Annotated in this window: 9 protein-coding genes and 2 pseudogenes; 8 read left to right on the forward strand and 3 right to left on the reverse strand. The window is 54.0% G+C overall.

Translation table 11 applies throughout. The annotated features are described in order from the left end of the window. From AC2FFP_RS12005 to AC2FFP_RS12025, 5 genes and pseudogenes are all read left to right on the forward strand, one after another. The coding region (locus AC2FFP_RS12005) for a RidA family protein (RefSeq protein ID WP_496881074.1) at positions 1-241 on the forward strand (241 nt) is incomplete at its 5' end. A 765-nt stretch (positions 242-1,006) separates the two neighbouring features. Continuing rightward, complete coding sequence (locus AC2FFP_RS12010) at positions 1,007-2,941, forward strand: PrkA family serine protein kinase (RefSeq protein WP_496844264.1); 1,935 nt, start codon at positions 1,007-1,009, stop codon at positions 2,939-2,941. A gap of 15 nt (positions 2,942-2,956) precedes the next feature. Then, positions 2,957-4,279 carry a YeaH/YhbH family protein gene (locus AC2FFP_RS12015; protein WP_496844265.1) on the forward strand — a complete coding sequence of 441 codons (1,323 nt, stop codon included), beginning with the start codon at positions 2,957-2,959 and terminating at the stop codon, positions 4,277-4,279. After that, the gene (locus AC2FFP_RS12020) at positions 4,272-5,756 is read left to right on the forward strand and encodes a SpoVR family protein (RefSeq protein ID WP_496766120.1); all 1,485 of its coding nucleotides are present in this window, start codon (positions 4,272-4,274) and stop codon (positions 5,754-5,756) included. Before AC2FFP_RS12015 ends, AC2FFP_RS12020 begins: the two co-directional genes overlap by 8 nt. Positions 5,757-5,855: 99 nt before the next feature. Then, positions 5,856-5,945 (forward strand): annotated as a pseudogene (locus AC2FFP_RS12025) (IS6 family transposase); the annotation flags it as partial. 253 nt (positions 5,946-6,198) lie between these two features. Here AC2FFP_RS12025 and AC2FFP_RS12030 read toward each other — a convergent pair. Together AC2FFP_RS12030 and AC2FFP_RS12035 are read right to left on the reverse strand one after the other, a co-directional pair. Beyond that, entirely contained in the window at positions 6,199-6,834 is a 636-nt protein-coding gene (locus AC2FFP_RS12030) for a glutathione S-transferase (protein WP_496766532.1), read from the reverse strand. 553 nt (positions 6,835-7,387) lie between these two features. Further along, positions 7,388-7,507, reverse strand: a pseudogene (locus AC2FFP_RS12035) (site-specific integrase); the annotation flags it as partial. A gap of 355 nt (positions 7,508-7,862) precedes the next feature. On the opposite strand from AC2FFP_RS12035, the gene AC2FFP_RS12040 reads away from it, so the two are divergent. Next, on the forward strand, positions 7,863-8,087 hold the full coding sequence (locus AC2FFP_RS12040; protein WP_496881143.1) for an ester cyclase: 225 nt from the start codon (positions 7,863-7,865) through the stop codon (positions 8,085-8,087). Between the two features lie 219 nt (positions 8,088-8,306). On the opposite strand, the gene AC2FFP_RS12045 is transcribed toward AC2FFP_RS12040, so the two are convergent. Continuing rightward, complete coding sequence (locus tag AC2FFP_RS12045) at positions 8,307-10,334, reverse strand: oxidoreductase (RefSeq protein WP_496881075.1); 2,028 nt, start codon at positions 10,332-10,334, stop codon at positions 8,307-8,309. A gap of 878 nt (positions 10,335-11,212) precedes the next feature. Between AC2FFP_RS12045 and AC2FFP_RS12050 the strand changes: the two genes are divergently transcribed. Continuing rightward, positions 11,213-11,893: a DUF2652 domain-containing protein gene (locus AC2FFP_RS12050; protein ID WP_496881076.1), complete on the forward strand. Its 681-nt coding sequence runs from the start codon at positions 11,213-11,215 to the stop codon at positions 11,891-11,893. A gap of 27 nt (positions 11,894-11,920) precedes the next feature. Next, positions 11,921-12,295: a hypothetical protein gene (locus AC2FFP_RS12055; protein WP_496881077.1), complete on the forward strand. Its 375-nt coding sequence runs from the start codon at positions 11,921-11,923 to the stop codon at positions 12,293-12,295. Positions 12,296-12,713: the final 418 nt, after the last annotated feature.

Below are 12,713 nucleotides of genomic sequence, written 5' to 3' on the forward strand. Positions count from 1 at the left end.
GCAGATCGCCTTGGCCCTGGACAATCTGGAAGCCGTAATCAAAGGCGCCGGCATGGATCTGAGCAATGTCGTCAAGTTAGGCGTCTTTGCTACTGATGTGGATGAGGCATTGAAGAATTTCGATCTGCTGGGGATGCGCTTTGGCCCGCATCGGGTCGCCCCGCCCATGACCTTGCTGGGTGTCACACGCCTCGCTATCCCCGGATTGCTGTTTGAGATTGAAGCAACCGCAGCGGCATAGGTGAGATCAGGCGCTCCTTGTTGTCATCTCTCAAGCGGCCGCCTTGTCAGCAGGTTGTTAGTCGACCACCTCCAGATTTTGCGCTTACGGAGAAAGTCTGGTTTGACGGGCGCTCTATGGCATTTGCGCTGCTCGCTGATCCGTTGCCGGCATTGCGCAGAAAGCGGGCTTCGCAATTTCACCGTGGATTGCACAGCCTGCCGCAATGATTGGTTCCTGAGTTTATGTGTTTTGATGACCCTGCCCCGATGGATGCGCTTATGGCGCGATTTCGTGCACTGTCGGCCAAACTTGGGACGCCTCAAGGCATGGGTCTTTGGAGGTTCGTTCGGTCTTGGCGGCGCAGTGTAGCATGCAAAGCCGATTGAAAAAACTTGTTTCTGTGGCCGGATTGGCAACCAACCAGCCGAAAGAGAAGTGAGCGTCAATCGTGAAAAGTTTGCAACTAAGCCCTGCGAACGGGCTCCAGTTGAGAAGCTTGTTTTGAGGGTGCGAACCAATTTGCTGAGGATACGATAGATTTTACTCGCCTTCGGATGCCAATGCTCAACCGGTCATTCGGCGTTCTGAAGACAAAGGCTACGACTGCAAATAGCAGCGCGGCAACAGGTTTCGCAGGCTTCAATCAGAAAAAATTTCAACAGAACGTCGGCCGGGAAACAAATTGTGATTAGAAATTAGACAATTACGGATCATATTTGTGGTAGACTAGGATGAACTTAGCGCGCTGGGACGAAGGAGTACGAAACCTAGAGGAACTTAAAAATGGAGATTTTCGAGCAGTTTGCAGAAGAGTATGGGCGGACAAAGCTCATCGAAATGACATTGCAGGACTATTTGCTGGAATGTCGAGAAGACCTTACGATGCGGGCTACCGCCGCCGAGCGGATGGTCGCTGCGATTGGCGAGCCAGAGCTTATCGATACCAGTCAAGAGGCTCGGCTCAGTCGCATATTTCTTAACCGGACAATCAAGCGATACAAACCCTTCCAGGACATATATGGCGTCGAGGAAACCATCGAACGCATCGTTGGCTTTTTCCGCCATGCCAGCCAGGGTCTCGAGGAACGCAAGCAAATCCTCTATCTGCTGGGGCCGGTCGGCGGGGGCAAGTCAACGCTTGCCGAAATTCTCAAAAACCTGATGGAGCGGCAGCCGATCTATGTGCTGCGGGCAGGTGACGAGATCAGCCCCATTTTTGAATCGCCGCTCGGTCTTTTTGACGGCGAGCGAATGGGGGATCTGCTGGAGAACAAATACAACATTCCCAAACGGCTTTTGAACGGGTTGATTTCGCCTTGGGCCATCAAGCGTTTACAGGAATTCGACGGCGATATTTCCAAATTTTCGGTTGTCAAACTTTATCCGTCCAAACTGCGCCAGATTTGCGTGGCGAAGACTGAACCGGGTGATGAAAACAACCAGGACATTTCTTCGCTTGTCGGGAAGCTCGATATACGCAAGCTCGAAGAATTCAGCCAAAACGATCCAGACGCATATTCCTATTCCGGTGCCCTGAACCGCACCACGCAGGGGCTGATGGAATTCGTGGAGATGTTCAAGGCGCCGATCAAGGTATTGCATCCCTTGCTGACCGCCACGCAGGAGGGGTCGTATGCGGGGACAGAGAACATCGGTGCCTTCCCTTTCCAAGGTGTTATTGTTGCACATTCGAACGAAGCGGAATGGCAGCAGTTCAAAAACAACAAGAACAACGAGGCCTTCCTGGACCGGATCAGCCTGGTCAAAGTCCCCTACTGCTTACGTGCCTCGGATGAAACCCGGATTTACGAGAAGCTGCTTGAGGAAAGCAGTCTGGGCGAATCCCCCTGTGCACCTGAAACGCTGTCAATCCTGAGCCAGTTCAGTGTTCTGACACGATTGAAGGAACACGAAAACTCACCGGCTTTTTCCAAGCTCCGTGTCTATGACGGTGAAACACTGAAGGATACCGATCCCAAAGCCCGATCAGTGCAAGAATATCGGGATGAGGCCGGGGTGGACGAGGGGATGACGGGCACATCCACCCGCTTCGCGTTCAAGGTGCTGTCCGAGACTTTCAATCATGACACCGAAGAAGTCGGCGCCGATCCGGTTCATCTGCTTTATGTTCTTGAACAGGCGGTGAAACGCGAACAATTTCCCGACGAGGTGGAAAGCCGATACCTGTCTTTCATGAAGGACGATCTTTCGTCGCGCTATGCGGAATTCATCGGCAACGAGATCCAGAAAGCCTACTTGGAATCCTATTCTGACTTTGGTCAGAACCTTTTCGACAGATACATCGCGTTTGCTGATGCCTGGATCGAAGATCAGGACTTCAAGGACCCGGATACAGGCCAGATCCTCAATCGCAGTGTTTTGGAACAGGAACTTGAAAAGATCGAAAAACCGGCCGGAATTTCCAACCCCAAGGATTTCCGGAACGAAGTGGTCAAATTCGTGCTGCGCGCGCGGGCCAACAATCGCGGTCGTAACCCCGACTGGCGAAAATATGAGAAGCTGAGACGCGTTATCGAAAAGCGCATGTTTGGTCAGATTCAGGATCTGCTGCCGGTCATCAGTTTTGGGGCCAAAAGGGATAAGGAAACTGAAGCCAAGCATAACGAGTTCATCGATCGCATGATCGGTCGCGGGTATACGCGCCGACAGGTCAGGCGCTTGGTTGAATGGTACATGCGGGTCAACAAGGCAGGATGAGGAGTCTATGCTCAAATGGCCCATTTCATCGACCGAAGGCTAAACCCCAAAGATAAGAATCTTGGGAACCGCAGGCGATTTCTGCGCCGGGTTCGCTCTGCCGTCAAAGAGGCGGTTGAAGAAAGTGTCCGGCGCCGGAAAATCGCGGATGTCGGCCAGCAAGAAAACATCTCGGTACCGTCAGAAGGGATCGGTGAACCGCATTTTCAGCATGACAACAAAGGCGGTTCCAAACACAGGGTTCTGACCGGAAACAAGAAGTTTAAGGCGGGTGACCGTCTCAAGAAACCTCCGTCCGGCAAGGGCGGGCAGGGGCGACGTGAGGGGGCGCCCGAAGGGGAGGGCGAGGACGAGTTCATGTTCGTTCTGTCGCGGGACGAGTTTCTTTCCCTGTTCTTCGAGGATCTCGAACTGCCTGACATGGTCAAACGCAGTCTCAAAGAGGTCACCGTCTCGAAGCCGCATCGCATGGGCTATACTGCCGCCGGGACGCCCGCCAACCTCAGTGTTTCCCGAACGATGCGCAATGCTTTTGGCCGACGTCTTGCGATGCGACGACCGACCAACGCCGAGATCCAGGCTCTTACAGAACAGGTTGAAGAACTGGAGGCGCTGGAAAAGCCAGATGCAGCGCGAAAGGCGGAAAGGCAACTGCTGCGTGAGCAGCTCGACAAGATGCTACGGCGACGCCGGATCGTTCCCTATATTGACCCGCTTGATGTGCGTTACAAGTATTTCGAGATGTGCCCCGAACCGGCGGCGAATGCAGTGATGTTTTGCCTGATGGATGTTTCGGCCTCGATGGGGGAGCGTGAGAAGAACCTTGCCAAGCAGTTCTTCGTCCTGCTGCATCTTTTCCTCAAGCAACGCTACGATAAGATCGAACTTGTATTCATCCGCCACACCCAGGTCGCAGCGGAAGTTGATGAAGACACCTTTTTCCACTCGCGCCAAACTGGTGGTACGGTCGTGAGCAGCGCGCTCACCGAAATGAAAAAGATAATCGAAGCCCGCTATCCGCCTTCGCTATGGAACATTTATGCCGCGCAAGCATCAGATGGTGAGAATTTCAGCGGCGATTCACAACTATGCGCCGACCTGTTGACCAGCGATCTGATGAAGCGCTGCCAGTACTTTGCCTATACGGAAATTGTCGACGAGACCGAAGCAAATCTGATGAACAGCGAAGATAACGGCATGGAACTATGGCGTTCGTACCGACAAGTTGCAGAGGCCTGGCCAAACTTCGCCATGAAACGGATCGCGCGAGCGAGTGACATCTACCCGGTTCTGCACGAGCTGTTTGCGCGCAAGACGAACGGAGTTTCCAATGGTTGATCGGGCCGAAACTGGAGCGCCGCTGTTTGACGGCGCGGATTGGGATTTTGAGACCATCCAGCGCAGCTATGATGCAATCGAGCGTGTGGCGATTGATGACCTCGGACTTGACGTCTATCCGAACCAAATCGAAATCATCTCGTATCAGCAAATGCTGGATGCCTACTCGTCGACAGGGATGCCGCTCATGTATCGGCATTGGTCCTTTGGGAAGCGTTTTGTTCACGAAGAAAAGGCTTATAGCAAAGGCGCAAATGGCCTTGCCTATGAAATCGTGATCAATTCCGATCCATGTATTTCCTACTGCCTTGAAGACAACACGATGGCGCTTCAGGTCCTTGTGATTGCCCACGCGGCCTTCGGGCACAATCATTTCTTCAAGAACAATCACCTGTTTCGCCAGTGGAGCGATGCGCAAGGTATACTCGACTACCTCGACTATGCGCGCGGATTTATCGCCCAATGCGAAGAACAGCACGGGGAACGCGAGGTTGAGCATTTACTCGACGCGGCCCATGCGCTTATGCCGTCCAGCGTTTTCCGGCACAGGCGCCCAACCCACTTATCGCTCGCAGAGGAGAGAATCCGGCAGCGAGAGCGGCAAATCGAAGAAGAGCGGGCGGTCCATTACCTGTGGGACGCCTTCGATCATCCCACACAGTCTTCGAAAACCGATGAAGAAGCGGAAAAGCGCAAGCGCGAAATGGGGCTGCCGGAAGAAAACCTGCTCTATTTCGTCGAACGTCACAGCCCGGTTCTGAAGCCCTGGCAACGCGAAATTCTACGCATCGTTCGCAACATAGCACAGTATTTCTACCCGCAACGTCAGACCAAGGTTATGAATGAAGGATGCGCCTGCTTCGTCCACTATTATATTACCAACGAGTTGCACCGCGCTGGATTGCTGACGGATGGCGCGATGCTCGAAATATTGCACAGCCATACCAATGTTCTGTCCCAGCCCGACTTTGACGCCCCGAACGCGATCGGGATCAACCCTTATGCGTTGGGTTTCGCGATGATGCAGGATATCAAGCGCATCTGCACCGACCCGACCGATGAGGATCGGGAATGGTTTCCGGACATAGCGGGCAGCCGTGCGTGGCGCGAAATATTAAAGGATGCCTGGGCCCACTATCGCGACGAGAGTTTCGTTCAGCAGTTCCTCAGCCCCAATGTCATGCGCCGGTTCCGGATGTTTTCGCTAACTGATGACGAGGGGAAGCCCTTCTACACAGTCGACGCGATTCACGACGAACGCGGTTATCACCAAGTGCGCGACACCCTGGCGCGCGGCTTCGACGTTTCGGAATACGATCCCGATATTCAGATCGTTGATGTGGACTTAATGGGGGATCGCCACCTCAGACTGCATCACTCTGTGCGTGATGGTGTGCCGCTGGACAAAAAGACCAGCGAAATGACTTTGGGTTATCTGCGGCAAATTTGGGGTTTCGACGCGGCGTTCGAAAGCTAGTAGCGATTGTGTTGCAAGCTCTGAGCTTGGATGGACATGAGTGCTTTGGTTGTGCCCCTAACTTTTGGTTTTGATTGTCCCACAGTTCCCCGACACGGTCAGGGTTACTGGATGTATCTGTATCGGGCGGATGATCGCGATCGGAAAACCCTTGATTTCATGCTATCCGAACGGCGCGACGCCGCAGCGATTGGTCTGGAGCCTGGGCCTACTCAGCATCTGAATGGCTGAGGCACAGTCGTAGCGTTAAAAGGCGACGACTTGTAATTGGTAGCAAAAGGTGAGGACCGGTTATTTAGACAGATGTAGTAGAAGGGAAATTTGTTTTAGGTCTCTTCATTGACACTTTTCTCAGGTTTGCGTTCATAGCGAATGGCTGCGACTGCATCATTTTAACTTGGTGCCCAAGGTCAGCACTGGGCCGTGATACAACGTGTTCGGCTCAGCTGTTGAACCAAATCGGAGCGTCGCCTTCTGACCAAGTTGCGTATTTTCTCATCACAAGCGAAAATACTTCACTATCCAGGAATTGATCCAGCCATGCTGTTATATTCGGCCACTCCTGCACGTCAAACCACGCCCGATCTATAAACGCAAACTGGCGCACAAATGGTAGAAGCGCCAGGTCGGCTAGGCTGGGGCGATCTCCGAAAAGCCAAGCCTGCCCAACTAACCGCTCGTCGAGACTGAGCAAGTAGCTTGCCGCTTTCCTGCGTTCCTCTTTGGCATCTAAATCCGGATACCGCGTAGCGTATTTCGTGTGATCTAAAGCGGCCTTAAAGGGACCATCACTTACCCTAATCAGATCCCAACCTTCTTGAGGCATGTCCAAAAGCCGCTGTGGATCATTTTGTTGGAGCGCCCAAACCATGATTTCCAGACTTTCATCTATAACTTTGTCTGGAAGTCGAAGCGTGGGCACTGTTCCGGATTGGGATGTTTGTAAGAAGGCCTCTGGTTTGTCCCGTAGAACAATTTCGCGCAGCTCGACTGTAACTCGTGAACTCGCCAATGCGAGGCGAGCCCTTATCGCGTATGGGCAACGACGGAACGTCCATAAGATAGGGTGGTGAGCCATATGAGGATTTATCTCCAAACTACCAGCTTGGTCAAACCTCCCATTGTTTCCCAACAGGTACTCCTGCTTAACCGCAATCAAATTGTGATTTGGATGTCATGTGACACAAACTGCGGTGATCCATTGATTTTTCTCGCTTGGCAACAAGTCAACGCATCCAGCCGCTGACGGCGTCATGCCCAGGGTGTGTTGAGATCCGCGTGGCTCACATTGATCAATTGACAGGGCAGGGGGCCAACGCGCCACAGCGCGCGCACCGCGACCCTTGTCTTTGCGATAGCAGACCGCCTTGCGGTCTGCGGTGATTGTTTTTCCGGGCGTCAGGGGTCGAAAATCTCTCGCATCCGATCCTGGGGAAAGCGCGAAGTGAAAGCCGCACCGATTGTCCGACTCAAATTTCTAACTCCAATGCGGCTCAAGCAGAAATCGCGAAAATCCCGGTTCCTCCCACGCAGCCCGCGCGTTTCCCTCCCAAATATTCTTAATTTCAGCCTGACCCCTAGCCCTCAGATCAGAGACGGTTCTTTTTCATCGGCCCTACTCCTTTCCGGGAAAGGCGAACGCGGATTGCCCAGACGTGCTTAGGCTTCAAGGGGCGTTTTTGACCAGTGACGCGGCCCTTGTTCCACGCTGGTCGGCAGGCTCGAATGGCAGGTAAATTCGCAATTGTTATGGCGTTACTCCTATCCGCCTCAACGCCAATCCAACGTTGGCGCTGGAATGTACCAATGAAAGGCGCGTCAGATGCTAAGGTCTGTAGTGAGCCCTTAGCGCTGGATTTCGCGGCGTGGTATTTGGATTAAATCACCAAAGTTGGGGAAACCTCATGACGCTGTCCAATCCTATTAAGAGATTTTATCACGATATATGGAACATCGCGGACAATGTCTGCGCCTGGGAAATCCTACACCCAAAAGTTCGATTGTCGTCGGAGCCTCGGCACTAAGCGCTCGGGGTCGGATGAATTCATTCGATACATGGAGGAAGTTCGAGCGGCTCTCTCAGATTTTAATGCAATATCATAGAAAATTGTCGATGCAGGAGAAAACGCAGCTGCACGAATGCCCTTCGTCGGCACGCACCAAGGCAAATTTTTCGGGGTTGACGGAACAGAGCAGCGGATCGAGTGGTCCGGGGCAGCGTTCTTTACTTTAGGGACCATAAAAATCGGGAGCCTTTGGGCTCTGGGTGACATAGATTCAATCAAGAGACAATTGAATGCCCACCCGAAAGAAGCGTTTCTCGATCCATAGATATGACGGCAGTTTTGTTGCGCCAACTGGAAACCAAAGCGTTGGAACATCGTGCATCGAATGTTTTGTTCGATGAGCACACCGTGACGCCGGAGCGGCAGGGCCAAGGTTCGTTATGGGCCACTCGATACCCATGAAAGTGGATACTTTCCGGTCATTCGCTGCGCCAGAACTTATAGTCAGCTCCCATCTTTTATCGGCGGAGGAGCATGGTTGCTTTCAGATCGGAGCACATATGCGCAAGGCATCGAGAATTGCGGCGTGCATATTTCTGCTTGTAACAGCGTCGCCAATGCGCGCCAGATAGAATTGACCGCTACGATTGGTGTCAACGAATGGAAACGTTCCGTCAATGAGTGCCTTGTGTTCCACCTGCCCAAGGTTGCGCGAGATTGGTTTGAGTTCGTGATAGAGTTCCGCCATCGGGGAAAGTCCATGTTCAACGACCACGTAATCGACAAGACGTTCAGTGACATCCCGCGTAAACACATGCCGCAGGCTGGCGCGAACTCGGTCGCCCTTGCGCGTCAGAGAGGTAAGCTCTTGCAGACAGGTGAAGGCAACCCCGTTAGCGGCCAGATCGCGCAATGCAACGGCAGAGGTCGTTGGGCCGAGGTCATGCAGAAGGGTCCGGTCCGGGGTTACAAGATTTACGCTACAACCGGAACCAGCCAACGCGTCAGCCGTAACGGCCGCAGGGTGATCGCCGACTTCGTCAAATAACAGCACCTCACCTGAGACACGTGCCTCACCGGACAAAACTTCCCAACTGGAGATCGCCAGTTCTCTGCCGGGGATGGCTAATGTTTCAGGCCAGCCACCTGTCGCAATGATCACCAAATCGGGAGTTTCGGACAGCACGTCATCGGCTTCGGCAAAAGTGTTCAGGCGGATATTGACCCCAAGCACCGTCACTTCAGAAATCAACCAGTCAGCAACGCCCCAGACCTGCCTGCGCGTCATACCCTTGGCGGCCAGAACCAACTGCCCGCCCAGGCGATCCGACGCCTCGAACAGCGCCACATCGTGGCCACGCAAGGCACAAATCCGCGCGGCCTCCAGGCCTCCGGGCCCGCCACCAACGATAACCACTTTTTTAGGGGTGTCGCTGGGGGTGATGATGTGCGGCAAGGTCTGCTCACGCCCCGTCGCAGCATTGTGTCCGCACACGGCAGGTTTGCCCTGATTGACCCGGTCCACACAGTAGCCCAAGCCGACACAGGGGCGGATGCGCTCTTCTTCCCCGCGTGCGAGTTTTTCCACCAGATAGGGGTCGGCCATCTGTGCGCGGGTCATGCCCACCAGATCGACATGGCCGCCAGAGACAGCGTGGCGAGCCGTGGCAATATCAGCAATCCCTCCGGCGTGCAGAATCGGTAGATCGACGGCATCACGGATGCGTCCGGCCACTGTGATATGCGGGGCCGCTGGCAAACCCATGGGGCGCACCCATTCGGCCAAGCCAAGATCATCGTAGGGTGCGCCGGCAAGGATGTTGAGCAGATCGACATGGCCGGAGCCTTCCAACATCCGGGCGGCGGCAACGCAATCTTCTGAGTTCAGCCCTCCCTCGGTTAGTTCATCACCGGTGATACGCATCGACAGGATGAACTCGGAGCCGACTTCAGCACGTACTGCGTCAAGCACCTGCAAGGTTAGTTGCATGCGGTTCTCCAACGGCCCGCCATAGTCATCGTCGCGCTTGTTGGTAAGTGGAGACAGGAATTGCCCTAGAAGGTGTGAGTGGGACAGAAGCTCAATTCCGTCGAACCCGCCCTGCTGACAGCGTCGCGCAGCAGCTGCGAAATCGCCAACAATGCGGTTGATATCCTCTTGTTCCATCACTTTGGGAAAGGCGCGGTGAGCGCGTTCGCGGATACCGGATGGAGCCAAAACCGGCAGCCAATGCCCATCATCCCATGCCGTGCGGCGCCCCATATGGGTGATCTGACACATGATCGCGGCACCATGTTCGTGAACGCCATCCGTAAGCTTACGGAACCAAGGAATTATGCTGTCATCGCCGGCATAGAGCTGGCCAAACACCGATGGGCTATCAGGGGCGATATTGGTCGACCCGCCGACCATGGTCAGGGCGACTCCGCCCTTTGCCTTTTCCTCATGATACAACCTGTAACGGTCCCGGGGTTGGCCAGCTTCGACAAAATTCGGTGCATGGGATGTGCTTACGATACGGTTGCGCAAAGCCAGATGTTTCAATTGAAACGGATCAAGTAGGTTTGCCACATTCGTATCCCTTCGGCCAAATCTTCAGTTTGAAAACTGTCCAGGGTCGGGTCCGCTGGTCAAATTCCATGCCTGATGAGCTTCGTTCTCGAGGGAATGTTATTCGGGATACAACGTGTGAGAATTCGCAGCTTCCGACATGCTTGTATGAAAAGACGACTCCGCGACGAGACTCATATGTGGAAAACTCGTTGAGCAGAGACGGAGGCCCGACAGTTGCCGCTCGATCCACCAAGGTCGGTTAACCGGATCGACCCAAAGGAGTTCGCGAATGAAAGAAGGTATGGAACGGAACAATTACGCCCCCAGAGTCTGACGGCGCAATCGGTCTACATCGACCTTGCCGGTAACTAGATCACGGCGCGTGCGTAACTCCAACAAGGCCACGGCCTGCGGGCCGATCAATAGGCTGGATACATTTGAGCAACTTCCGGGAACATGCCACAAATCGTTTACGAACTGCAGGCGTTACATATAATTGGGTCGCCCACAGTTACTGGAAATCAGTACATCGCAAAATTTGCTGCGGCGCGACGAATGTCGGCTACGCACCAATACGGTGACTTCAGCTGAATCAATTTTACCACTGCTCACAACACTTCGCGTCTCGCCCTTCGTAGGGCTCCAAAACATTCGCCTGGTCCAGTTCGAATTGATGTTCGTTGTCTTCGTCAGCGCCGTCAAACGCATGCCGTTCAATGCGGAGGGGCGCGATGGAAATGCGCCGGTGGTGCTCTCTGGGCTGCGTCCGACACCAAACAGCAGGTGTTGCGGCTTCAGCAGCCTCTATCTGATATGTTGGACGGGGGCAGACCCGCTTGTCCGGCGCTATGGTGAAAGTTACGGTCAAGGGATGTAATGCAAATGGGAAAGCTCGGATGTCTGTTCAAACCGGTTACCTGCTAATCGCTGATATTACCGGTTATACCGGATATCTGACCCGGTCAGAGTTGGAGCACGCCAACCCAATCATCCGTTCTTTGCTTGAGGCGGTTGTAATTGAACTAAAGGACCCAATGAAATTGCGAGGTCTCGAAGGCGACGCCGTTCTTGCCTACTCGAGCGGGCCCTTCCCCTCTGGCGAGACTTTCCTCAATATATGTGAAAGCCTTTATCGGGCGTTCGCCGAACGCCGTCGGAACATCGTGCAGAACACAACTTGCCCCTGCAATGCTTGCCGCAACGTAGCCGATCTTGATCTGAAGATCCTCGCGCATCACGGAAAATATGAAGAACTGTCGATCGGACCGATGAAGGATATTTCCGGTGCTGACGTCATACTCGTGCATCGTATGGCGAAGACAGATGTGAAGGAGGATACTGGTATCCTCAGCTACGCCCTGTTCTCGGAAGACGCGTTCCGGGCAATGGGCATCGAGTCTGACCTCATGCAATACAGCGCTCAGTTCGAGCACTTTGGTGACGTGCCCATGCGGGTCTATGACCTTGCAGCCGCCTGGCAAAGATACCGCGAGATTGCCGGGCCGGTCCGCGTTTCCGATGAGGATGCTGTGTTCACAACCCGGCACACACTGAAGGCACCACCGGTAGTGGCCTAGGAGATGCTTACGGACCCCCGGCTCAAGATGCGCTGGATGATGTTGAGGGACGCTTATCGGGAAGGGGGCGCGTCGCGAACATCCGCCGGCGTCCGCCTGCACTGCGTGCATGAAGCGGCTCACTTTCAGATGCTGATCGTCGACTGGCATCCTTTCGAATACGTGACCGACGTCCTCCACAATTCTTCCACTGAGGGCCTTACAAACCTAGAGACCTATGAGTTGGTCCCGGTAGAAGAAGGAACCGAGATCGTGTTTCGGATGGGGCAGCTGACTGGCGCCAACGGCAAACATCATCCAGCAGAGGAATCTGCAGTAATCGATCTATTTGAGAATTTTTACCCGGTGGCTTTCAGTATTCTGGACGAAATGGCGTTGGAGTTCCAACAAGTGAAACAATAGTAATGAGAATGATGCTTGGGCGACTATTAATCGGAACCACCATTGTGAGGCAGCCGGTCGCTGTGAAAATCCCTCGCTCAGGGTTTTCAACCGCCCAGCGATCAGGAACGTGTTGCTGTCATAATTTTCGAAAGTTGGCTACAGAATAGGCGAGGTTTTATCATTGCCAACGTTAGGCAAAGCGGTCGCTGACGCAATGCTGTTTAACGGTGGCATCTTTGCGCTCTTCGGACCTCCATCCGTCTTCCAGTTTCGCTCGCGCAGCGAATGTCTCCTTTGACGGGCCACACCGCAGCGACGGTGATTAAGATCGAACGACCGCTAGGGACCGTCAAAGATGAGCCAACCCGCCGCGCCACTACAGATGCTGCGCTGCCTCTGAGGTCGGTTGTGAGTCCAAAGTATTTGAGACAGCGCG

Source organism: Ruegeria sp. YTSC004, from assembly GCF_059609805.1.

What these genes read in the sequence shown, in the direction of transcription:
- AC2FFP_RS12030 (WP_496766532.1), bottom strand. Translation starts at nt 6,834, where the DNA reads ATGGCTCACCACCCTATCTTATGGACGTTCCGTCGTTGCCCATACGCG.
- AC2FFP_RS12015 (WP_496844265.1), top strand. Translation starts at nt 2,957, where the DNA reads ATGGCCCATTTCATCGACCGAAGGCTAAACCCCAAAGATAAGAATCTT.
- AC2FFP_RS12055 (WP_496881077.1), top strand. Translation starts at nt 11,921, where the DNA reads ATGCGCTGGATGATGTTGAGGGACGCTTATCGGGAAGGGGGCGCGTCG.
- AC2FFP_RS12010 (WP_496844264.1), top strand. Translation starts at nt 1,007, where the DNA reads ATGGAGATTTTCGAGCAGTTTGCAGAAGAGTATGGGCGGACAAAGCTC.
- AC2FFP_RS12020 (WP_496766120.1), top strand. Translation starts at nt 4,272, where the DNA reads ATGGTTGATCGGGCCGAAACTGGAGCGCCGCTGTTTGACGGCGCGGAT.
- AC2FFP_RS12050 (WP_496881076.1), top strand. Translation starts at nt 11,213, where the DNA reads ATGTCTGTTCAAACCGGTTACCTGCTAATCGCTGATATTACCGGTTAT.